This is a genomic window from Streptomyces sp. NPDC047886 (genome assembly GCF_043204435.1).
GTDB lineage: Bacteria > Actinomycetota > Actinomycetes > Streptomycetales > Streptomycetaceae > Streptomyces.
The window spans coordinates 73424-93427 of the sequence record NZ_JBIDCF010000002.1; the positions used below are offsets into that span (position 1 = coordinate 73424).

Consider the following 20004-nt stretch of genomic DNA (forward strand, 5'->3'; position numbering starts at 1 on the left):
GCATCCGTCAATCTAGTGCCATGCCCGGGGGTTGGCGCGGCCGACGCGTACGGCGGTCCCCTCCGGCGCCGCTGCCGGAGGGGACCGTACGGGGGTGACGGGGTGTCACCAGGAGCGGTGGAACTTCACATGGCCGCCGTTGCGGTCGAACCAGCCCTTGAAGCCCCAGTTGATCCAGCCGCCGTCGCCCTGGTTGGTGAACTCGCCGGACTCGGCGATCCACAGGCCGTAGTAGATGTTGCCCCACTGCACGTTGGCGTAGATCCGCTTGCCCTGGAGGCGTTCCTGGTAGTTCTGGCTGAGGTTCATCAGCATCACGTTGTGCCGGCCGCCGGCGGCGTCGAACGCCTTGTTCACGGCCTCCTGGACGAACTTGCCCCGGTCGTCGGTGTTGATGCCCTTGAGGGCGTCGGCGATCCTGCCGCCCGCGCCGAGCTGGTCGAGGGCGACCTTGACGGTCACGGTCTTGCCCTTGGCGGGTAAGGCGGAGGTGGCGGCGTGGGTCGAGGGCTTCTCCGCCGCGTCGGCCGCCTGGGCCGGGAGCGCCGCGCCGCCGACGAGGGTGGCCGAGACGAGGGCGAGCGTGGCGAGGGTGGTGCTGCGTCGCATGGTGGGTCGGTTCCTTCCGGTACGGAAAACAGCGGAATCTGGGGATCCGGGGATCGGGGGATCGGGCGCGGGGCGGCCGTGTCGCCCGGGGTGTGTCACCAGGAGCGGTGGAACCGGACGAAGCCGCCGTCGCGGTCGAACCATCCGCGGAAGGCCCAGTTGATCCAGCCGCCGTCGCCGTGGTTGGTGAATTCGCCGGACTCGAAGACGAGGACGCGGTACTTGCCGTGGATCCCGCTGACCTTGGCGTCGTAGACGACACCGTTGAGCCGGGCGGTGTGCCGGTTGGCGTCATTGATGATCATCACGTTGTAGCGCTGGCCGGCCTCGTAGAAGGCGCCTTCCATGAGGCTCTTCACATAGCCGCTGCGGTTCTGCTTGCGCTCGATGGCGTCGTTGACGATGCGGATGATGCGCTGGGTGATGTCGAGGACGGCTGAGGCGACATCCACCTTGCCCGCCTGCGCGCCCGCCTCACCGGGGACCACTCCCCGGACGTCGACGCCGGCCGCGGCGGGCGAGGCCGGAGTGGCCGGAGTGGCGGCCGGTGACGCGGCGAGCGCCGCCGACGGGAGCAGGATGCCGGTCAGGACGGCCGAGCTGACGACGAGTGTGGCGATGCGCCGACGACGAGTACTCATGACGGAGCTCCTTTTCGGGACATGCTTCAGGACTGCTGCAGGACTGCTTCAGGACTGGCTCGGGACTGCTTCAGGACTGGCTCGGGACTGGTCCGGGACGTGGATTGAGAGCGTTTTCAGGAAGACGGCTCAGGTCGCGGAACGGTGCACCACGACACGCACCGCGACCGATTCCCGTACCTACCGCACCAATTTCCGGCCAAAGACATTCCGGACACCGTGCGGTAATAGCGGAACTGCTTTACTGGAATGAATTTTCAGCCGTACCACTCGGTGTCCTGCGGCGACGAACCGCCACCGAGCAGCTCCGCAGCACAAATGAAACGGGTGACCTTCATGCCGTCCTCCTGCTGATAGTGAATTCCCACGCCCGGCGGGATACTCGGGTTTTCCTTTTCCCGATGCCTCAAGAATCCATGGCCCGCACCGCCCGGTCCAGGGAATCCGCCGTCAGCAAGGTGCCTGGCAGGAAGGGGAGGGGGTAAAAGATGGACATATCCATAGATTGCATAGCATCGGGGGGTGCTGTGGTGGACGTGGAGGAGCTGACCGACCTCGGGGAGACGGCCCTGCGCGCCTACTCGCACGTCCTGGAGCACGGCTCCGTGACGCCGGGTGCCGTACGGGCCGCGCTCGGCGTCTCGCAGCAGCAGCTGGACCACGCCGTGGACGAGTTGCTCGGCCACCGGCTCGCGACCCGCGAGGCCGAGGGTCCCGGCGCCCGGCTCAGAGCTGTCAGCCCGTACACCGCGGCCGCCGAGCTCGTCGGCCCGGAGGAGAACCTGCTGCGCCGCCGCCTGGAGGTCCTCGAACGCACCCGCGCCCGGCTGGACGCGCTCGGCCCGCTGTACGAGCGGGCGTACCGGCTCCACCGCGATTCGGGCGCCGTCGAGGTGGTCGCCTCCCGCGAGCGGGTGATGCTGCTGATCGCCGACGCGGCCGCCCGCTGCGCCCACGAGGTGCTCACCGTCCAGCCCGGTGGCGGCCGCCCCGCCGGGTACCTGGAGCGGGCGCTGCCGCGCGACCTGGACATGCTGGCGCGCGGGGTGTCGCTGCGGACGCTGTACCAGCACACCGCCCGCTACAGCCCGGCCACGCAGGAGTACGTACGGGCCGTCACCGACGCGGGCGCGGAGGTGCGGACCCTTGGCGAGCTGTTCGGCAAGATGCTGGTGTTCGACCGGACCACCGCGTTCCTGCCCGTGCGGGACGACGCGAACGGGGCGGTGGTGCTGCGGGAACCGTCCGCCGTCGCCTTCCTCGGCTCGGTCTTCACGCACGCGTGGCACGCGGCCGAGCCGTTCGGCACGACGTACACCGAGACGACCGAGCTCCAGCTGCACGACTCGATCGCCGAACTGCTCACCACGGGCGCCAAGGACGAGGTGATCGCCCGCAAGCTGGGGATGTCGCTGCGGACCCTGCGGCGGCGCGTCTCGGACCTGCTGGACGAGCTGGGCGCGACCAGCCGTTTCCAGGCGGGCTTCCTGCTGGCACGGCGATTACGGTCCGATGGGCCGCCGCCCGGCCCCGGCCCCCTGCCCCGCACCGGCCCCTGAACCAGCGCAGGACACGCCCGGAACCCCGGGGCCCGCCCGGAACCCGCTCGGAGCCTTGGGGCCGCCCGGAGCCCGCCGGAATCCGCCCGGAGCCCGCCCGGAGGCCCCAGGACCCGTCCGGACCCGCCGGAATCGCCCCGGCACCCGCGCCGGACGAGCCCCGAGCGCGGCCCGGGGGCCGGGCTATGTCCGTCGCGGACAACGACACGCACCGGATCACTACCGATCGGCGCATGCCCGGGTGCCGTCCGCGCGCCTAGCCTGCGAGAAACCCAGAAAAGCGTCCGGAACACCCCCAGGAGCCCCGCATGACCGAAATCCCGCAGGAGCGCCGCGTCGTCACCGCCATCCCCGGCCCGAAGTCGCAGGAGCTTCAGGCCCGCCGCGTCTCCACCGTCGCGGGCGGCGTCGGCTCCGTGCTGCCGGTCTTCACGGCCCGTGCCGGCGGCGGCATCATCGAGGACGTCGACGGCAACCGCCTCATCGACTTCGGTTCCGGTATCGCCGTGACCTCCGTGGGCGCCTCCGCCGAGGCCGTCGTGCGCCGCGCGTCCGCGCAGCTCGCCGACTTCACGCACACCTGTTTCATGGTCACGCCGTACGAGGGCTACGTCGAGGTGTGCGAGGCGCTCGCCGAGCTCACGCCGGGCGACCACGCCAAGAAGTCCGCGCTGTTCAACAGCGGTGCCGAGGCCGTCGAGAACGCCGTGAAGATCGCCCGCGCGTACACCAGGCGCCAGGCCGTCGTCGTCTTCGACCACGGCTACCACGGCCGTACGAACCTCACGATGGCGCTGACGGCCAAGAACATGCCGTACAAGCACGGCTTCGGCCCGTTCGCGCCCGAGGTCTACCGGGTGCCGGTGGCGTACGGCTACCGCTGGCCGACCGGCGCGGAGAACTGCGGCCCCGAGGCCGCCGCCCAGGCGATCGACCAGATCAGCAAGCAGATCGGCGCGGAGAACGTCGCGGCGATCATCATCGAGCCGGTCCTCGGCGAGGGCGGCTTCATCGAGCCGGCGAAGGGCTTCCTGCCGGAGATCGTGAAGTTCGCCAACGAGAACGGCATCGTCTTCGTCGCGGACGAGATCCAGTCCGGCTTCTGCCGTACGGGCCAGTGGTTCGCGTGCGAGGACGAGGGCGTCGTCCCGGACCTGATCACCACGGCCAAGGGCATCGCGGGCGGTCTGCCGCTCGCCGCCGTGACGGGCCGCGCCGAGATCATGGACGCTCCGCACGCGGGCGGCCTCGGCGGCACCTACGGCGGCAACCCGGTGGCCTGCGCCGGTGCGCTCGGCTCCATCGAGACGATGAGGGAGCTCGACCTCAACGGCAAGGCGAAGCGCATCGAGGAGATCATGAAGGGTCGCCTCGCCGCCATGCAGGAGAAGAACGAGATCATCGGCGACATCCGCGGCCGCGGCGCCATGATCGCGATCGAGCTGGTCAGGGACCCGGCGACCAAGGAGCCGAACCCGGAGGCCGCCGTCGCGCTGGCGAAGGCCTGCCACGCGGAGGGCCTGCTGGTCCTGACCTGCGGCACCTACGGCAACGTGCTGCGTTTCCTGCCGCCGCTGGTCATCGGTGAGGACCTCCTCAACGAGGGCCTGGACATCATCGAGAGCGCCTTCGCCGGCCTGTGAGCGTGTGAAGCGTGAAGAAGCTGTGGGGGGCCGATGGCGGGATGGGGATCCCGCTGTCGGTCCCCCCTGTCTCTGCCGTACGGTCATGGCAGATGAGAGAGACACCCCGCCCGCAGGGGACTGCGAGCGGCACCAGGACGGGGCCTCCCCAGTTCCGTTCTGGTCGTGCCTTCGCGCACACCACCGGAGCCTCCGGCTCCGGAACTCCTCACCGATCGGACCGTCGCCCGCCCCAAACCCCCCGGGGCCGGCGGCACACCGGTCTTGGCGGCCGTTCCGGAACAACCCCCCCTGTTCCGGGACGGCCGGCTTCCGTTTCCGGCCTCGTGCGGTCCGTCGTGCCGCCGCTGTGCGGTTTCGCGCTGATCACCTGGCAGGTCGCCGTCCAAGGGCCGCTGGCCCGGCTGGACGAGCGCGTCGGCCGCGCGCTGGCCGGGCGCGGCCCGGGCGGGCTCACCGAACTCGGCGCCGACCTCGGCAGCCTGTGGGTCGCCGTCCCCGTGCTGGCCGCCGCGATGGCGTACGCCGTGTGGCGCGGCCGCCGCGCGCGGGCGCTGTACGCGGGGCTCGCGTTGGCCCTCGTACCCGCCGTCGTCGTCCCGTTGAAGCTGCTGCTGGACCGGCAGGGGCCGCTCACCGACGCGACCGGGTACTACCCGTCCGGCCACACGGCGACCGCCCTGGTGGCGTACTGCGGCGCCGCTTGCCTGGTCCGCCGTCGCGCGCTGATGCCCGTCGCCGTCCTGCTGACGGTGGCGACGGGCATCGGCCTGGTGCTGCGCGGCTACCACTGGCCGCTGGACGTCCTGGGGAGCGTGCTCCTGTGCGGGCCGCTGTGGTGGGCCGTCACGGCCACCGGTAGGCGTCGAAGTTCCGGGAGAACTCCCCCTGGTTGAACCGGTCCCAGTTGATGGACCAGGTCATCAGCCCGCGCAGGGCCGGCCAGGTGCCGTGGGTCCGGTACGTCCCGCAGTCGACGCCCCTGGTCAGGCAGTTCAGCGCCTTGTTCACCTCGGCGGGCGGGGTGTGGCCGTTGCCCGCGTGCGGGGACGCGGGCAGTCCGATGGCGACCTGCTCGGGGCGCAGGGCGGGGAAGAGGCGGCCGGTGTCGCCCGCGACCGGGAAGCCGGTGAGCAGCATGTCGGTCATGGCGATGTGGAAGTCGGCGCCGCCCATCGAGTGGTACTGGTTGTCGAGGCCCATGATCGGGCCCGAGTTGTAGTCCTGGACGTGGAGCAGGGTCAGGTCGTCGCGCAGGGCGTGGATGACGGGCAGGTAGGCGCCGGCGCGCGGGTCCTGGCCGCCCCAGGGGCCCGATCCGTAGAACTGGTAGCCGAGCTGGACGAAGAAGGTCTCGGGGGCCATGGTCAGGACGAACCCGGGGCCGTACCTGGCCTTCAGTGTCTTCAGCGCCGAGATCAGGTGGACGATGACGGGGCTCTTGGGGTTCCTGAAGTCGGTGTCGCCGGTGTCGAGGGAGAGGGAGTGGCCCTCGAAGTCGATGTCGAGGCCGTCGAGACCGTACTCGTCGATGATCTTCGATACGGAGGTGACGAAGGCGTCGCGGGCGGCCGTGGTGGCGAGCCGGACCTGTCCGTTCTGGCCGCCGATGGAGATCAGCACCTTCTTGCCTGCCGCCTGCTTGGCCTTCACGGCCGCCTTGAACTCGGCGGCGGACTCGACGCCGGGGCACTCCGACGCGGGGCAGAGGCTGAAGCGGATGTCGCCGGAGGTCACCGACGTCGGTTCGCCGAACGCGAGGTTGACGACGTCCCAGGTGTCGGGGACGTCGGCGAGGCGGGTGTAGCCGGAGCCGTTGGCGAAGCTCGTGTGGAGGTAGCCGACGAGGGCGTGCGCGGGGAGCCCGGGGCCGGGTCCGGGTCCGGTGCCGCCGGGCGCGGTGGTGGCGGTGACGGCGGCGGACCGGGGGGACTCCCCGGCGCTGTTGGTCGCCGTGACGTGGAAGGTGTACCGGGTGGCGGCGGCGAGGCCGGTGACGGTGGCCGACGTGCCGGTCGTGGTGGCGGCCTTGGCGCCGTCGCGGTAGACGGTGTAGCCGGTCGCGCCGGTGACGGGCTGCCAGCTGAGCGGGACGCTGGACGGGGCGGGGGTACCGGCCGTGAGACCGGTGGGCGCGGCGGGGAGCTGGACCGGGTCGCCGGCCGGTCCGGTGAGGGACAGGTCGTCGGCGTGGTAGGCGGGGGTGCCGTACCAGCCGTGGGTGTAGAGGGTGACCGTGGTGGTGGCGGGGCCGGTGCGGAAGCTCGTGGTCAGCCGCTGCCAGTCGGGGGCGGACGGGGTCCAGGTGGAGACGTCCGCGGTGCCGGTGCCGGACGCGCCGAGGTACGCGTAGCCGCCGCGGACCCAGCCGCTGAGCGTGTACGCGGAGTCGGGGCGGACGGTGACCGTCTGGGAGCAGCGGGCGTTGTCGTTGCCCGCCGGGGTGGCCCGGAGGGCGCGGCTGCCGCCGTGGACGGGGGCGGTGACGGCGGTTCCGCTGCCGGCGGTGCAGGTCCAGCCGTCCAGGCCGGCTTCGAAGCCGCCGTTGCGGGCGAGTTCGGAGTCCGCGGCCTGGGCGGCGCCGGGTGCGGAGGCGACGAGTCCGCCCGCCGCGAGGACGGCCGCCACGGCGACGGCGAGAGGTCTGGTGCGGGTGGCGCGGCTGGTGCGGTCCACAACTGCCTCTGGGGGTGGGGGTGTCGAGGTACGGCGCGCACAACATGGTCCAGACCAATCGGGTTGTCAAGGTCTGCGGTCGTCCTCCTCCCGCGCGAGCTGCCCCGCCGCCTCGTGCAGGGCCAGCTCAAGCAGCGCCGGATCGGTCAGGGTGCCGGCGCCGTCCGGCAGCACCAGCCAGCGCACCCCGCCGGAGGTCCGGCCCGGGTACGGGACGACGATCCAGGTGCCGCGCCCGGCGCTGCGCATCCCGGTGCCGACCCAGCGCGCGGCCGTGCCGGCCGGGACGAAGAAGCCCATGCGCTCTTCGCCGAAGTCGGCGAGGACCGGTCCCGGCCGGTCGACGAGCCGGGACAGTACGTCGAGGGTGGGGTAGCCGAGCCTGCCGGGGATGATCAGCACGTCCCAGCGCCGTCCGGCCGGGAGGAGCGCCACCCCGAGCGGATGGCGCTCCCACTCCCACCGGCAGGCGTCCGGGTCCGGCGCCGCCGACGCCAGCCACTCCACCGCCGCCCTGGCGCCGGCCGCGCCCTGCGCCCCCGAACCGCCGGGACCCGTTCCCGAAGCCCCCGAACCAGTCATCGCCCACAGCCTCCATGTCCGTCTGTGACTGCCCCTGTGAGCAGTGCGTCCACACGGGGAGAGGAGGGTGGTCGTGGATCATTACGCGGGTTCGGCGGGCACGATGGAGTGAACCGGCGCACGGGGGCGCACGACCGGCGCGGTGAGGGGCGCCACGGGAACCAGCGGGGTGAGGGGTCGGCGCCGGGCCGGTACGTGCCCCGGAACGAGACCCGGCCCGGCCCGCCCGCGTCAGCTGTCGAAGCCGAGCCCGAGCCGGTCCATCGCGCGCAGCCACAGGTTGCGGCGCCCGCCGTTGGCGTCGGCGCGGGCCAGGGACCACTTGGTGAGGCCGATGCCCGCCCAGGCGAACGGCTCCGGCGGGAACGGCAGCGGCTTGGAGCGCACCATCTCCAGCGCGGTGCGCTCGGTGGGTTCGCCCGACAGCAGGTCGAGCATCACATCGGCGCCGAACCGGGTGGCGCCCACACCGAGCCCGGTGAACCCGGCGGCGTACGCCACACGGCCGCCGTGCGCCGTACCGAAGAAGGCGGAGAACCGGGAGCAGGTGTCGATGGCGCCGCCCCACGCGTGGCTGAAGCGGACCCCCGCCAGCTGCGGGAAGCAGCGGAAGAAGTGCTCGGCCAGCTTCAGATACGTCTCCGGCCGCTGGTCCAGCTCGGCGCGGACCCGGCCGCCGAAGGGGTAGACCGCGTCGTATCCGCCCCACAGGATCCGGTTGTCGGCGCTGAGCCGGAAGTAGTGGAACCGGTTGGCGCTGTCGCCGAGGCCCTGGCGGTTCTTCCAGCCGATGGCGGCGAGCTGATCGGCCGTCAGCGGTTCGGTCATCAGCGCGTAGTCGTACACGGGGACGGTGTAGGCGCGGACGCGTCTGACCAGTGAGGGGAAGATGTTGGTGCCGAGCGCGACCTGACGGGCGACGACCCGGCCGTACGGGGTGCGCACGGCCATGCCCGCCCCGGCGCGGGTCAGGTCCAGGCCCCGGGTGTTCTCGTAGATCCGCACGCCCCGCTCCAGGCAGGCCCGTCGCAGGCCCCAGGCGAGCTTGGCGGGGTGGAGCAGGGCGACCCCGCGCCGGTCCCAGAGCCCGCCGATGAAGGTGGGCGAGTCGACCTGGGCGCGGACCGCGTCCCGGTCGAGGAGCTCCAGGTCGCCGGCGAGCCCGAGCCGGTCGGCCGCCTCGTACGTCTCGCGCAGCTCGGCGAGCTGGTGGGCCTCGGTGGCGACGTCGATCTCGCCGGTCCGTTCGAAGTCGCAGTCGATGCCGTAGGTGGCGACGGCCTCCTCGATGGCGTCGAGGTTGCGTTCGCCGAGTTCCTCCAGCCGCGCCAGTTCACCGGGCCAGCGGGCCAGTCCGTTGCCGAAGCCGTGGGTGAGGGACGCGGCGCAGAAGCCGCCGTTGCGGCCGGAGGCGGCCCAGCCCGCCTCCCGGCCCTCGATCAGGACGACCTCTCGCCGTGGGTCGCGCTCCTTGGCGAGGAGCGCGGTCCACAGTCCGCTGTAGCCGCCGCCGACGACGAGCAGATCGCAGTGCTCGACGGCGGTGAGGGCGGGCAGTGCGCCGGGCTTGCCGGGGTCTTCCAGCCAGAAGGGGACGGGCTGGGCGTCCGAGAGTGATTGTGCGGCCGTACGCATGGCGACTGGGGCCATGGTTTCCAACTCCCTCGGGAACTTCCGGAGTATCCGGATCTATCGGAGGTGTTCGGTGCGCTTTCGCCGGCTCGCGACCACCTGGCCGGCGACGACCACCAGCACCGCGATGACGAACATCGCCGTACCGATGACGTTGATCTGCACGGGCGTGCCGCGCTGCGCGGATCCCCACACGAACATGGGGAAGGTCACGGTGGAGCCCGCGTTGAAGTTGGTGATGATGAAGTCGTCGAAGGAGAGGGCGAACGCGAGCAGCGCACCGGCGGCGATGCCGGGCGCCGCGATCGGCAGGGTGACGCGCAGGAAGGTCTGCACGGGTCCCGCGTACAGGTCCCTGGCGGCCTCTTCCAGGCGGGGGTCCATGGACATCACCCGGGCCTTGACCGCCACCACCACGAAGCTGAGGCAGAACATGATGTGGGCGATCAGGACCGTCCAGAAGCCCAGCTCGGCCCCCATGTTGAGGAAGAGCGTGAGCAGCGAGGCCGCCATGACGACCTCGGGCATGGACATCGGCAGGAAGATCAGCGAGTTGATCGCGCCGCGGGCCCTGAAGCGGTAGCGGACCAGCGCGAAGGCGATCATCGTGCCGAGCACGGTGGCGCCGAGCGTGGCCCAGCCGGCGAGCTGGAGGGACAGGGTCAGCGAGCCGCACAGGTCGGGGACGCCGCACGGGTCCTTCCAGGCGTCGAGCGAGAACCGCTGCCAGGAGTAGTTGAAGCGGCCGTTCGGCTTGTTGAACGAGAACGCCATGACGACGACGTTGGGCAGCATCAGGTAGGCGAGCGTGAGCAGGCCCGCGATGACGACGACGTTGCGCCGTATCCAGCGGATCATCAGACCAGGTCCTCCGTTCCGGCCCGGCGGATGTAGACGGTGACCATGATCAGCACGATGGCCATCAGGATGAAGGACAGCGCGGCCGCCGTCGGGTAGTCGAGGACCCGCAGGAACTGCGACTGGATGACGTTGCCGATCATCTTGGTGTCGGTCGAGCCGAGCAGTTCGGCGTTGACGTAGTCGCCGCTGGCCGGGATGAAGGTGAGCAGCGTGCCGGAGACGACCCCCGGCATGGACAGCGGGAACGTCACCTTGCGGAAGGTGGTGGCGGGGGACGCGTACAGGTCCTTGGCGGCCTCGTGGAGCCGGCCGTCGATCCGCTCCAGCGAGGTGTACAGCGGCAGGATCATGAACGGCAGGAAGTTGTACGTCAGACCGCACACGACGGCGAGCGGCGTGGCGAGCACGCGGTCGCCCTCGGTCAGTCCCAGACGGCTCGTCACATCGAGGATGTGCAGCGCGTCGAGGGTTCCGACGACGGCGCCGCCGTCCGCGAGGATCGTCTTCCAGGCCAGCGTACGGATGAGGAAGCTGGTGAAGAACGGGGCGATGACGAGGACGAGCAGCAGATTGCGCCAGCGGCCGGCCTTGAACGCGATGAGGTAGGCGAGCGGGTAGCCGAACAGCAGGCACAGCAGTGTCGCCGTACCGGCGTACAGGACGGACTTGGCGAACTGCGGGTAGTACTCGGCGAGCGCGTCCCAGTAGGTGGCGAAGCGCCAGGTGACCTCGAAGCCCTGCTCCAGGGAGCCGGTCTGCACGGAGGTGGACGCCTGGTAGACCATCGGCAGCGCGAAGAAGACCAGCAGCCACAGGATGCCGGGCAGGAGCAGCCAGTACGGGACGAGCCGCCTGCGCGTGGACCTCTTGCGGGCGACGGGCGCCTCGGCGGGCGGTTCGGCGGCCGGTGGCGTCTCGGTGAGGGTCGTCATGAGGCGGCCTCCACCGTCTCCACGCCCGCGTCGATGGCCTGGTCGCCGTCGAGGCCGAAGGCGTGGGCCGGGTTCCAGTGCAGGACGACCTCGGTGCCGGGGACGAGGCGCGGATCGCGCTCGATGTTCTGCTCGTACACCTGCAGGGCGGCGCCGGCCGGGCTTTCCACGACGTACTGGGTGGAGACGCCGATGTAGGAGGAGTCGGCGATCCGGCCGGTGACCTTGTCGCGTCCGCCGGGGATCGCGCCCGCGTCGTCGGCGTGCGCGAGCGAGATCTTCTCCGGGCGGACGCCGACGAGGAGTTTCCCGCCGGTGCGGACGGTGGCGGAGCAGCGGTCGGCGGGGAGCCGCAGTCTGCCGCCGCCGGCGGTGACCACGATGTCGGAGCCGGTCTCCTCGACCTCGGCCTCGATGAGGTTGGAGGTGCCGAGGAAGTTCGCGACGAAGGTGGTGCGGGGCTTCTCGTAGAGGTCGGCGGGCGCGCCGAGCTGTTCGACGCGGCCGCCGTTCATCACCGCGACCGTGTCGGCCATGGTCATGGCCTCCTCCTGGTCGTGGGTGACATGGATGAAGGTGATGCCGACCTCGGTCTGGATGCGCTTGAGCTCCAGCTGCATCTGGCGGCGCAGCTTGAGGTCGAGGGCGCCGAGCGGCTCGTCGAGGAGGAGCACCTGCGGGTGGTTGATCAGCGCGCGGGCGACGGCGACGCGCTGCTGCTGGCCGCCGGAGAGCTGGTGCGGCTTGTGCCGGGCCTTGTCGCCGAGCTGGACGAGGTCGAGCATCTCGGCGACCTGCTTGTCCACGGACCTGATGCCGCGGCGGCGCAGCCCGAAGGCGACGTTCTCGCGGATGTCGAGGTGCGGGAAGAGCGCGTACGACTGGAAGACGGTGTTGACGGGGCGTTTGTGCGGCGGCAGGTCGGTGACGTCGCGGTCGCCGAGGTGGACGGTGCCGGTGGTGGGGTCCTCCAGGCCGGCGATCATGCGCAGGGTGGTCGTCTTGCCGCAGCCGGAGGCGCCGAGCAGGGCGAAGAACGAGCCCTGGGGGACGGTGAGGTCGAGCGGGTGGACGGCGGTGAACGACCCGTAGGTCTTGCTGATCCCGGTCAGGCGGACGTCGCCGCCGGTGTGCGTGTCAGTCATGGGTGCGGTCCCAGGGTTGGTGAGGGGGCGGGCGGCGGGCGGCTCAGGCACCGATGAGCCTGGCGAACTTCTCCTCGTACGCCGTCTCCTCTTCGCTGGTGAGGGAGCGGAAGGCGTGCGACTTGGCGGCCATGGCCTTGTCGGGGAGGATCAGTGTGTTCGACGCCAGCGACTCGTCGATCCTGGCGAGTTCCTCGCGTACGCCGTCGACCGGGCAGACGTAGTTGATGTACGCGGCGAGCTGGGCGGCGACCGGGGGCTCGTAGTAGTAGTCGATGAGCTTCTCTGCGTTGGTCTTGTGCCGTGCGTTGGCGGGGACCAGCAGGTTGTCCGTGGACGTCATGTATCCGGCGGCCGGGATCGCGAACCGGATGTCGGGGTTGTCGACCTGGAGCTGGATGAGGTCGCCGGCCCAGGCGAGGCAGGCGGCGAGGTCGCCCTTGCTGAGGTCGGCGGTGTAGTCGTTGCCCGTGAAGCGGCGGATCTGCCGGGTGTCGACGCCCTTCTGCAGGCGGCCGAGCGCGGTGTCGAAGTCGGCCGTGGTGAAGGCGCCGGGGTCCTTGCCCATGTCGAGCAGGGTCATGCCGATGGAGTCGCGCATCTCGGAGAGGAAGGCGACCTTGCCCTTGAGCCGGGGGTCGTCGAGGAGCTGGGTCACGGAGTCGATCCTGCGGCCGCCGGTCGCCTTGATGTTGTAGGCGATGACGGTGGAGATGCCCGTCCACGGGTACGAGTGGGCGCGCCCGGGGTCCCAGTCGGGGCTGCGGAACTGGGGGGCCAGGTTGGCGTACGCGGTGGGGAGGTTCGCCGGGTCCAGCTTCTGCGCCCAGCCGAGCCGGATGATGCGCGCGGCGAGCCAGTCGGTGACGCAGATCAGGTCGCGTCCGGTGTCCTGACCTGCGGCGAGCTGGGGCTTGATCTTGCCGAAGAACTCGACGTTGTCGTTGATGTCCTCGGTGTACTTGACCTTGATCCCGGTGCGCCTGGTGAACGCCTCCAGGGTGGGGCGGCGCTTCTCGTCCTCGCTGATGTCGATGTACTGCGTCCAGTTGGAGAAGGTGAGCTCCTTCTCCTTGGCGGAGTGGTCGGTGGAGGCGGGACCGGTGCCTTCCCGCTTGGCCGGCGGGATACCGCACGCGCTCAGCCCGGCGAGGCCGCCGAGGGTGAGCGCGCCGACGCCCGAGGCGCGCAGCAGCGAACGGCGGGTGAGGGAGGCCCTGCCGTTGGTCATGCTGCGCCGCATCGCCGCGAGCTGTGCCGCGGACAGGCTGTCGGGCTCGTACTGCTCCATGCGCTGTGCCCTTTCGCGATGGGGAAAGGGGGCCGGTGGTCGGGCGGCGCCCCTGGACGGTCTGGCGGTCTATCGGTCCCCGAAGATCGTGCGGTGCCAGTCCTTCCTGGCGATCGCCGTGTTGTCGTACATCACATGCTTGACCTGGGTGTACTCGTCGAAGGAGTACGTCGACATGTCCTTTCCGAAGCCGGACGCCCGATAGCCGCCGTGCGGCATCTCGCTGATGATCGGAATGTGATCGTTGATCCAGACGCAGCCGGCCTTGATCTCGCGGGTCGCGCGTCCGGCGCGGTAGACGTCGCGGGTCCAGGCGGAGGCGGCGAGGCCGTAGGGGGTGTCGTTGGCGAGGGCGAGGCCCTCGTCGTCGGTGTCGAAGGGCAGCGCCACGAGGACGGGGCCGAAGATCTCGCTCCGCACGATCTCGCTGTCCTGGGCGGCGCCCGTGACGAGGGTGGGCCGGTAGTAGGCGCCGGCGTGGTCCTTCAGGGGTTCGCCGCCGGTGACGACGGTGGCGTGGGCGCGGGCGCGGTCCACGAAGGCGGCGACGCGGTCGCGCTGGGCGTGGCTGATCAGCGGGCCGAGGTCGGTGCCGTCCTCGAAGGGGTCGCCGAGCCGGACGGTCTCCATGAGCGCCGCGACGCGTGCGACGAACGCGTCGTACAGCGGTCGCTGGACGTAGGCGCGGGTGGCTGCGGTGCAGTCCTGGCCGGTGTTGATGAGGGCGCCGGCGACCGCGCCGTGCGCGGCGGCCTCCAGGTCGGCGTCGTCGAAGACGACGAACGGCGCCTTGCCGCCGAGTTCGAGGTGCAGGCGCTTGACGGTGGCGGTGGCGAGCTCGGCGACCCGCCTGCCGACGGGTGTGGAGCCGGTGAACGAGACCATCGCGACGTCCGGGTGGCTCACCAGGTGTTCCCCCGCGTCGCGGCCGGCGCCCGTGACGATGTTGACGACACCGTCCGGGATGCCCGCGTCGGTGGCGGCCCGGGCGAACAACAGGGAGGTCAGCGGGGTCAGTTCGGCCGGCTTGAGCACGATCGTGTTGCCCGCCGCGATGGCGGGGAGGATCTTCCAGGCCGCCATCTGGAGCGGGTAGTTCCAGGGGGCGATGGAGCCGACGACGCCGATGGGTTCACGGCGGATGTACGAGGTGTGGTCGCCGCTGTACTCGCCCGCCGACTGGCCCTGGAGGTGCCGCGCGGCCCCGGCGAAGAAGGCGGTGTTGTCGACGGTGCCGGGCACGTCGAACTCGCGCGTCAGCTTGAGCGGCTTGCCGCACTGGACCGACTCCACCTGGGCGAACTCCTCCGCGCGCTCGGCGAGTACGCCGGCCAGGCGGTGGAGCGCGTCGGAGCGCTCGCCCGGTGTGGCCCCGGACCAGCCGGGGAAGGCCGCGCGGGCGGCGGCGACGGCCGCGTCCACGTCGGCGGGTCCTGCGAGCGCGTAGGTGAACACGTCGTCGCCGGTGGCGGGGTCGACCACGGTGTGGTCGCGGCCCGAGGTTCCGGGTCGCTGCCGGCCGCCGATGTACTGCGCGCCGGCGGTGAAACGGTCCCGCACTTCCTGTGCCTGGAAGCGGTTGCCCATGACGCTCTCCGTTGTCCCAGCCTGAGTTGAGTGCCGATCCTGACAGAGGGATGCCCACCCAACAAGGGATTCCGTTGTTGCCTTTTGGTTACGCGACGGATTCTGTCGACCATGTGTCGCGCCATGCCGAAAATCTCCGTACGCGGTGCCGGTGGCGACTGGGACACTCGCGTGCATGGAACGAGCGCATGCGCTGATCGAGCAGGTCAGCACGGGTGAACGGGTCAAGTATCTGCACTTCTGGGGCCACCGTCCAAGGCCCGACGGGGCGATCGGACCGAGCTGTCTCAGCCAGTGGTGGCCGGCCCCGTTCACGGTCGACGGCGTGGTGTACGCGACGGCCGAGCACTGGATGATGGCGGCGAAGGCCCGGCTGTTCGGGGACGCGGAGGCCGAGCGGAAGGCGGTCGAGGCGTCGAACCCGGCCCTCGCGAAGAAGGTGGGGCGTCTGGTGCGCGGCTTCGACGAGGCGGTGTGGAAGCGGGAGCGGTACGGCATCGTGGTCGACGGAAGCGTGGCGAAGTTCGGGCAGAACCCCGAGCTGCGCGACTACCTGCTGACCACGGGCGGCCGGGTGCTGGTCGAGGCCAGCCCGGTGGACCGCATATGGGGCATCGGTCTGGCCTCCGACGACGAGCGCGCCCACGACCCGGTCCGCTGGCGCGGCCTGAACCTGCTGGGCTTCGCGCTGATGGACGCCCGCGAGCGGCTCCGCGCGGCGGCCGGCGCGTAGCACCCGACCCCGGCAGCCGACATGGGCGCGAGGCGGGCCGAGCCGTGGGGCCGTCGGCGCGGGAGCGCGGGCGGGGGCCTGCGGCCGTCGGCACGGGAGCGGGCGGGCCCTGCGGCCGTCGGCGCGGGAGCGGGGCCGGGCCCCGCTCCTCAGCTCAGTGCGCCGTGTCCACGACCAGCGTCGTCGAGTACGAGTCGCGGTCCCTCTCGGAGGCGAACTCCTCGCCGGTGGCGATCGCCCAGATGATGAAGCCGAGGAACGCCGCGGAGAGCACGGTGCCGATCACCCCGGTGACGATCCCGGCCGTGGCCATGCCCGCGTTGTTGGCCTCGCCCCGCTGCACCCGCTTGCGGCCGATGATGCCGAAGATCAGCGCCAGGACGCCGAGGATCATGCCGAGGCCGTACAGGCAGAAGCCGACCACGGAGATGATGCCGAGCACCATCGACGTGATGCCCATGCCGTTCGCGGGGGCCTGCTGCCAGCCGCCCTGGCCGTACGGGCTGTAACCGGGGTAGCCGGCGTAGCCGTAGCCGCCCACGGTCGGCGCGGCACCGGTGGCCGCCGGATAGCCGTACGGGCCGGGCTCGGGCTGCGCGGGCCCTCCGGGCGCGACCGGGGGCGGCGGCACATCGCCGCCGACCGGTCCGAAACCGGCGCCCGGCATGGACGCCATCGTCGGCTGGTCGTGCACGGGCGGACGGCCGTGCGGCGCGTCGCCCACGGGCGGACGGCTCTCCGGCGGCGCCCAGGGATCGTTCGGCTCGCTCTTCTCTGACATGGGCCTCCCCCATCGTGTCCGGTCATGCTAACGGCCCGCCTACGATGAGCCGTGACCAGGACGGCCCCAGTGCGCGGAGGACCCCGATGACCGATCTGCACCCCTTCATCGCGGGGCTGCCCAAGGCGGAACTGCATGTTCACCATGTCGGCTCGGCGTCCCCGCGGATCGTCTCCGAGCTCGCCGCCCGGCACCCCGACTCCAAGGTACCCACGGACCCCGAGGCGCTCGCCGACTACTTCACGTTCACCGACTTCGCGCACTTCATCGAGGTCTACCTGTCGGTCGTGGACCTGGTCCGCACCCCGGAGGACGTCCGGCTGCTGACGTTCGAGGTCGCCCGCGACATGGCCCGGCAGAACATCCGGTACGCCGAGCTGACCATCACGCCGTTCAGCTCGACCCGGCGGGGCATCGACGAGAAGGCCTTCATGGCCGCGATCGAGGACGCCCGCACCGCCGCCGAGACCGAACTCGGCGTCATCCTGCGCTGGTGCTTCGACATCCCCGGCGAGGCCGGTCTGGAGGCCGCCGAGGAGACCGCGCGGCTCGCCGTCGACCTGCGGCCCGAGGGCCTGGTGTCGTTCGGGCTCGGCGGCCCCGAGATCGGTGTCCCGCGCCCGCAGTTCAAGCCGTACTTCGACCGGGCCATCGCCGCCGGGCTGCGCTCCGTCCCGCACGCGGGCGAGACCACGGGGCCGCAGACCATCTGGGACGCCCTGAACGAGCTGGGCGCCGAGCGCATCGGGCACGGCACCAGCGCCACCCGGGACCCCGAGCTCCTGGCCCACCTGGCCGAGCACCGGATCGCGCTGGAGGTCTGCCCGACCTCCAACATCGCCACGCGCGCCGTGGTCGACCTCGACAAGCACCCCGTCAAGGAGATGGTCGAGGCCGGGGTCCTGGTCACCGTCAACTCCGACGACCCGCCCATGTTCGGCACCGACCTCAACAACGAGTACGGAGTGGCGGCCCGGCTCCTCGGGCTGGACGAGCGGGGCGTCGCCGGTCTCGCCAAGAACGCCGTGGAGGCGTCCTTCCTCGACCCGGCGGGCAAGGCCAGGATCACCGCCGAGATCGACGCGTACACGAACCAGTGGCTCGCCCTCTGACCGCTCCCGGGCACGGGGCCCCGCGCGCCGTCACCGTCGTGGGCCACCGGGGCGACCCGTACCGGGTCCGGGAGAACACGCTCGCGTCGCTCCGCTCGGCGCTGGCCCGGGGCGCGGACGCCGTCGAGATCGACGTCCGGGTCACCGCCGACCGGGTCCCGGTGCTCCTCCACGACGACACGCTGAAGCGGCTGTGGCGCGTGGACCGGCGGCTGGGCGCGCTCACGCTCGCCGACGTGCGGGAGCTGACGGGCCCGGAGGGCGTGCCGACGCTGCGCGATGCGCTGCTCGCGACCGACGGGCACCGGGTGATGATCGACCTGCCGGGCGCGGACGAGGCGGCGGTGCGGGCCGTCGTCGGCACGGTCCGGGAGTGCGGCGCGGCCGACCGCGTGTACTACTGCTCGGGCGCGGCCGCGATGTTGCTGGTCCGGGCCGTCGACCCGGCCGCCGAGATCGCCCTGACCTGGACGACCCTGGCCCCGCCCCGGCGCGTCCTGCTCGACGCCGTGGCGCCGCGCTGGCTCAACTACCGCTTCGGGCTGCTGAGCCGGCCGCTGGCCGACCGGGTCCACCGGGACGGGCTGCTGGTGTCCGCCTGGACCGCCGACACCCGCAGGACCATGCGGAGGCTGATCGCGGACGGGGTGGATTCGATCACCACCAACCGCGTGGACGCGCTGGCCTCCGTACTGCGCCCGCCGTCCGGGAGGCGAGCGCCCACCGGGCGTTATACGGTCCCGGCGGCGATCGCGGACGGGGACGGGGAGGACGGGGACGGAACGGGGTGAGCCCCCGGTGCCGCGAGGGCGCCGGGGGCTCACAGAGTGGGGAACGGGGTCAGCCGAAGGACTTGACGGTGCGCCAGTCCACCGACAGCACCGTCTTGACCGGTGCGTTCGTGTTGGTGGTGGACGGGTGGTAGACCTTGATGTTTCCGGTGTCCTCGAAGCGCGCCCAGATGTCCGGCACGCCGTCCTTGGTGGCGTTGATGTCCGGGATGCCGATCGCGACCCCCACGTTGGCCTCCGTCCAGTTGGTGCCGTAGGAGACGTCACCGTTCAGGGAGTTGGAGGCCAGCTTGAGCGAGTCCAGGTCGACGCTGCCTGTGCCCGTCCCGGGCTTGCCGTGGCGGACGTACATGTTGCCGTTGTCCAGGTTGCGCCAGAGCAGGTCGGGCGTCCCGTCCTTGTTGATGTCGGCGAGGTTGACGATGTCGCGGCGGTCCCAGGCGGTCGCCCACATCAGCGTGGCGGACTCGAAGGCGCCGCCGGTGTAGCCGGACAGCACCCAGAAGCCCGTGCCGGCCCGCAGGACCACGTCGGGCTTCTTGTCGCCGGTGATGTCGCCGATCGCCTTCATCTGCGTCCAGGTGGACGGTTCCGGGGTGCCCGCGGGCAGGCGGATCTTGATGCGGTCGTCGACGTTGAAGCTGCCGTAGCCGTCGCCCGGGTAGAGCCAGAACCGGCCGTCCGGGGAGACCGAGAACAGGTCGGTCGAACCGTCACCGGGGTAGACGTCGTCGTAGTGCGCGATCAGCGCCGCCTTGCTGCCGTTCCACCAGTGGCCGGCGGGGTCGAGCTTCTTGCCGGCGGTCACGTAGGAGGCGGCCAGGCAGGTGTACAGCTCGCCGTCGGGAGAGCCGACGCAGTTCCGCAGGTTGCCCCTGGCGTCGACGACGAGGAGGTCGGCGATGTCGTCGCCGCCGGTGTCGCCGGGGCCGTCGGCCCTGTCGCGCGGAGGCAGGTAGAACCGGTAGTCCCCGCGGATGCTCCTGTTGCCGCTGGCGTCGTAGGCGTAGACGGTCAGCACGTTCGGGCCCGCGTGCTTCGGCGTCACGTTGCTGATCGTGACCTTGCCGTTGACCGGCGGCGGCGCGTCGACATAGCCGACGCCCTCGAAGGCCCAGCGGAACTTGGTCGCGCCGGCCGCGGTGAACGTGAAGTCGCCTGGCTTGCCGAAGTTCACCTTCGCCCAGGTCTTGCCGTCGCTGGTGGCCTCCGTGAACACGGTGCTGGTGATGTCCGGCTGCGGCGGGGCCGTCGGGTCGACGGTGATCCGGCACGGCTCGGTGCCGTCCGGGAAGTACGTCGAGACCGCACCGGCCGCGTCCTCGGCGCGTACGTCCCATGAGTACAGGGTGTTGGTCGTGATGTCCTTCAGCAGCGGATCGGTGGCCGGGATGACCATCTGGCCGTAGCCGGTGGAGGACGGGGTGGC

At 71.3% G+C, this 20004-nt stretch carries 18 protein-coding genes; 6 read left to right on the forward strand and 12 right to left on the reverse strand.

Annotated features, from left to right (window positions below; genetic code table 11):
- Window positions 1–105 precede the first annotated feature (105 nt).
- Window positions 106–609 (reverse strand): stress protein, encoded by a 504-nt coding sequence (locus ACGF5U_RS06085; RefSeq protein ID WP_392710756.1) that lies wholly within the window; start codon window positions 607–609, stop codon window positions 106–108.
- A 95-nt stretch (window positions 610–704) separates the two neighbouring features.
- A complete protein-coding gene (locus ACGF5U_RS06090; RefSeq protein WP_392710757.1) occupies window positions 705–1250 on the reverse strand; it encodes a stress protein in 546 nt (181 codons plus the stop codon).
- Window positions 1251–1786: 536 nt separating this feature from the next.
- On the opposite strand from ACGF5U_RS06090, the gene ACGF5U_RS06095 reads away from it, so the two are divergent.
- From ACGF5U_RS06095 to ACGF5U_RS06105, 3 genes are all read left to right on the forward strand, one after another.
- Window positions 1787–2809, forward strand: coding sequence for a LuxR family transcriptional regulator (locus ACGF5U_RS06095; protein WP_392710759.1), 1023 nt, complete (start codon window positions 1787–1789; stop codon window positions 2807–2809).
- 308 nt (window positions 2810–3117) lie between these two features.
- On the forward strand, window positions 3118–4452 hold the full coding sequence (gabT, locus tag ACGF5U_RS06100; RefSeq protein WP_392710760.1) for a 4-aminobutyrate--2-oxoglutarate transaminase: 1335 nt from the start codon (window positions 3118–3120) through the stop codon (window positions 4450–4452).
- A gap of 92 nt (window positions 4453–4544) precedes the next feature.
- Window positions 4545–5348, forward strand: coding sequence for a phosphatase PAP2 family protein (locus ACGF5U_RS06105; RefSeq protein WP_392710762.1), 804 nt, complete (start codon window positions 4545–4547; stop codon window positions 5346–5348).
- Here the strand turns inward: ACGF5U_RS06105 and ACGF5U_RS06110 are convergent.
- From ACGF5U_RS06110 to ACGF5U_RS06145, 8 genes are all read right to left on the reverse strand, one after another.
- Window positions 5299–7128: a chitinase gene (locus tag ACGF5U_RS06110; RefSeq protein ID WP_392710763.1), complete on the reverse strand. Its 1830-nt coding sequence runs from the start codon at window positions 7126–7128 to the stop codon at window positions 5299–5301. The two genes, ACGF5U_RS06105 and ACGF5U_RS06110, sit on opposite strands and share 50 nt — an antisense overlap.
- Window positions 7129–7194: 66 nt before the next feature.
- Window positions 7195–7710, reverse strand: a complete 516-nt coding sequence (locus ACGF5U_RS06115) for a hypothetical protein (protein WP_392710764.1) — start codon at window positions 7708–7710, stop codon at window positions 7195–7197.
- A gap of 231 nt (window positions 7711–7941) precedes the next feature.
- Window positions 7942–9360, reverse strand: a complete 1419-nt coding sequence (locus tag ACGF5U_RS06120; RefSeq protein WP_392710765.1) for an NAD(P)/FAD-dependent oxidoreductase — start codon at window positions 9358–9360, stop codon at window positions 7942–7944.
- Between the two features lie 39 nt (window positions 9361–9399).
- Entirely contained in the window at window positions 9400–10200 is an 801-nt protein-coding gene (locus ACGF5U_RS06125; protein WP_392710766.1) for an ABC transporter permease, read from the reverse strand.
- Complete coding sequence (locus tag ACGF5U_RS06130; protein ID WP_392710768.1) at window positions 10200–11135, reverse strand: ABC transporter permease; 936 nt, start codon at window positions 11133–11135, stop codon at window positions 10200–10202. The genes ACGF5U_RS06125 and ACGF5U_RS06130 overlap by 1 nt, the downstream gene beginning before the upstream one ends.
- A complete protein-coding gene (locus ACGF5U_RS06135) occupies window positions 11132–12280 on the reverse strand; it encodes an ABC transporter ATP-binding protein (RefSeq protein WP_392710769.1) in 1149 nt (382 codons plus the stop codon). The genes ACGF5U_RS06130 and ACGF5U_RS06135 overlap by 4 nt, the downstream gene beginning before the upstream one ends.
- Before the next feature lie 43 nt (window positions 12281–12323).
- Window positions 12324–13571 (reverse strand): spermidine/putrescine ABC transporter substrate-binding protein, encoded by a 1248-nt coding sequence (locus ACGF5U_RS06140; RefSeq protein WP_392710771.1) that lies wholly within the window; start codon window positions 13569–13571, stop codon window positions 12324–12326.
- A 69-nt stretch (window positions 13572–13640) separates the two neighbouring features.
- Entirely contained in the window at window positions 13641–15158 is a 1518-nt protein-coding gene (locus tag ACGF5U_RS06145) for a gamma-aminobutyraldehyde dehydrogenase (RefSeq protein ID WP_392710773.1), read from the reverse strand.
- A gap of 175 nt (window positions 15159–15333) precedes the next feature.
- Between ACGF5U_RS06145 and ACGF5U_RS06150 the strand changes: the two genes are divergently transcribed.
- The gene (locus tag ACGF5U_RS06150) at window positions 15334–15891 is read left to right on the forward strand and encodes an NADAR family protein (RefSeq protein ID WP_392710774.1); all 558 of its coding nucleotides are present in this window, start codon (window positions 15334–15336) and stop codon (window positions 15889–15891) included.
- 154 nt (window positions 15892–16045) lie between these two features.
- Here the strand turns inward: ACGF5U_RS06150 and ACGF5U_RS06155 are convergent, their stop codons facing one another.
- Window positions 16046–16672, reverse strand: coding sequence for a DUF4190 domain-containing protein (locus ACGF5U_RS06155; protein ID WP_392710775.1), 627 nt, complete (start codon window positions 16670–16672; stop codon window positions 16046–16048).
- Window positions 16673–16758: 86 nt separating this feature from the next.
- Between ACGF5U_RS06155 and ACGF5U_RS06160 the strand changes: the two genes are divergently transcribed.
- Window positions 16759–17784, forward strand: a complete 1026-nt coding sequence (locus tag ACGF5U_RS06160; protein ID WP_392710776.1) for an adenosine deaminase — start codon at window positions 16759–16761, stop codon at window positions 17782–17784.
- The gene (locus ACGF5U_RS06165; protein ID WP_392710777.1) at window positions 17769–18575 is read left to right on the forward strand and encodes a glycerophosphodiester phosphodiesterase; all 807 of its coding nucleotides are present in this window, start codon (window positions 17769–17771) and stop codon (window positions 18573–18575) included. The genes ACGF5U_RS06160 and ACGF5U_RS06165 overlap by 16 nt, the downstream gene beginning before the upstream one ends.
- A gap of 49 nt (window positions 18576–18624) precedes the next feature.
- Here the strand turns inward: ACGF5U_RS06165 and ACGF5U_RS06170 are convergent, their stop codons facing one another.
- The gene (locus ACGF5U_RS06170) at window positions 18625–19974 is read right to left on the reverse strand and encodes an FG-GAP repeat domain-containing protein (protein WP_392710778.1); all 1350 of its coding nucleotides are present in this window, start codon (window positions 19972–19974) and stop codon (window positions 18625–18627) included.
- Between the last annotated feature and the right edge of the window lie 30 nt (window positions 19975–20004).

Excerpts from the sequence above, each read along its gene's own strand:
- ACGF5U_RS06135 (WP_392710769.1), bottom strand. The coding sequence starts at position 12,280 with ATGACTGACACGCACACCGGCGGCGACGTCCGCCTGACCGGGATCAGC.
- ACGF5U_RS06120 (WP_392710765.1), bottom strand. The coding sequence starts at position 9,360 with ATGGCCCCAGTCGCCATGCGTACGGCCGCACAATCACTCTCGGACGCC.
- ACGF5U_RS06160 (WP_392710776.1), top strand. The coding sequence starts at position 16,759 with ATGACCGATCTGCACCCCTTCATCGCGGGGCTGCCCAAGGCGGAACTG.
- ACGF5U_RS06130 (WP_392710768.1), bottom strand. The coding sequence starts at position 11,135 with ATGACGACCCTCACCGAGACGCCACCGGCCGCCGAACCGCCCGCCGAG.
- ACGF5U_RS06115 (WP_392710764.1), bottom strand. The coding sequence starts at position 7,710 with ATGACTGGTTCGGGGGCTTCGGGAACGGGTCCCGGCGGTTCGGGGGCG.
- ACGF5U_RS06125 (WP_392710766.1), bottom strand. The coding sequence starts at position 10,200 with ATGATCCGCTGGATACGGCGCAACGTCGTCGTCATCGCGGGCCTGCTC.
- ACGF5U_RS06085 (WP_392710756.1), bottom strand. The coding sequence starts at position 609 with ATGCGACGCAGCACCACCCTCGCCACGCTCGCCCTCGTCTCGGCCACC.
- ACGF5U_RS06155 (WP_392710775.1), bottom strand. The coding sequence starts at position 16,672 with ATGTCAGAGAAGAGCGAGCCGAACGATCCCTGGGCGCCGCCGGAGAGC.
- ACGF5U_RS06090 (WP_392710757.1), bottom strand. The coding sequence starts at position 1,250 with ATGAGTACTCGTCGTCGGCGCATCGCCACACTCGTCGTCAGCTCGGCC.
- ACGF5U_RS06145 (WP_392710773.1), bottom strand. The coding sequence starts at position 15,158 with ATGGGCAACCGCTTCCAGGCACAGGAAGTGCGGGACCGTTTCACCGCC.
- ACGF5U_RS06140 (WP_392710771.1), bottom strand. The coding sequence starts at position 13,571 with ATGGAGCAGTACGAGCCCGACAGCCTGTCCGCGGCACAGCTCGCGGCG.
- gabT (WP_392710760.1), top strand. The coding sequence starts at position 3,118 with ATGACCGAAATCCCGCAGGAGCGCCGCGTCGTCACCGCCATCCCCGGC.
- ACGF5U_RS06170 (WP_392710778.1), bottom strand. The coding sequence starts at position 19,974 with ATGGTCATCCCGGCCACCGATCCGCTGCTGAAGGACATCACGACCAAC.
- ACGF5U_RS06150 (WP_392710774.1), top strand. The coding sequence starts at position 15,334 with ATGGAACGAGCGCATGCGCTGATCGAGCAGGTCAGCACGGGTGAACGG.
- ACGF5U_RS06105 (WP_392710762.1), top strand. The coding sequence starts at position 4,545 with ATGAGAGAGACACCCCGCCCGCAGGGGACTGCGAGCGGCACCAGGACG.